Here is a 985-nt window from a genome sequence, read left to right as displayed (position 1 = left end):
AGATGATAAAACGCTGCTGAATAAAATCTTTCTCGAATGCGGGGCTCAGGAGTTTCGCTTTATTATAAAAAGCGGCCTCTGGTTTGGCTTTTTGTTTGGGCTTCCCCAGTTAATACTTTGGTACTTCTTACCCTACCCGTGGATCTTGCCAGTATGCGGATTTTTGGTGGGGTGGGCGACTAACTGGGTGGCGTTGAATATGATTTTCCGGCCTGTTAAGCCCTTTAAGTTTTTAGGCCTGACAATACACGGTTTATTTTTAAAGCGGCAAGACTCTGTATCAGAGTCTTTTTGTAAAATCATTACTGAAGAAATCCTGACAGTTGATCAAATCGCCCAAGCCATGCTGAAAGGGCCGGAAGCAAAGCGTACAAGGGCTATTATTCAAAGACATTTTGAAAACATGGTAGATGATACGGTTGGTTTGATTAAGCCTTTTACTCAAGCCGCTATGGGGCCGAAAGGCTTTGCTGAACTCAAAGAAGATGCCGGATTGAAGGCAGTAGATTTGTCAAAAACTACGCTGCGTGACCCTTTGTTTAACCAGGAGAGGGCCAAGGTTGTACAGGATATCATGGCGCAACGAATGAAGGAGCTCCCTTCTGAAGAATTTCAGGATCTACTAAGGCCTTGTTTTCAGGAAGATGAGATAAAACTGATCATTATCGGTGGTATTCTTGGTGCCATGGCTGGCTTGGCTCAGCTTGCTTATATATTTGGTCAGAGTCTTTAAGTGACTATTTCCTCTGTTTCGGTAAAATAGCCGTCAAGTATTACCTAATCCAAGTTTTTTATAGTTTACGCAGTTAATGAATTATTCTTCGCTACAGTCTCTTTTTTACCAACTCAAGAACAATCGGGCTTTTGAGCTCTTTGTTATTTTTATCATTATTATTTCCGCCTTGGAAATTGGCGCAAAAACCTACGATTTGCCTGTGCAGGCCATAGCATTCACCAAAATGCTGGATCTGTTTATCACCCTGTT

Annotated in this window: 1 protein-coding gene; it reads left to right on the top strand. The window is 42.0% G+C overall.

The features are described 5' to 3' along the window. Nucleotides 1-733, top strand: a 733-nt coding sequence (locus A3729_RS04310) for a DUF445 domain-containing protein (protein WP_156497651.1), incomplete at its 5' end; no start/stop codon positions are given. Nucleotides 734-985 lie beyond the last annotated feature (252 nt).

The organism is Oleiphilus sp. HI0043 (assembly GCF_001634935.1).
The sequence above is the reverse complement of the archived record's forward strand: the minus strand, read 5'-3'. Positions and strand labels throughout refer to the sequence as shown.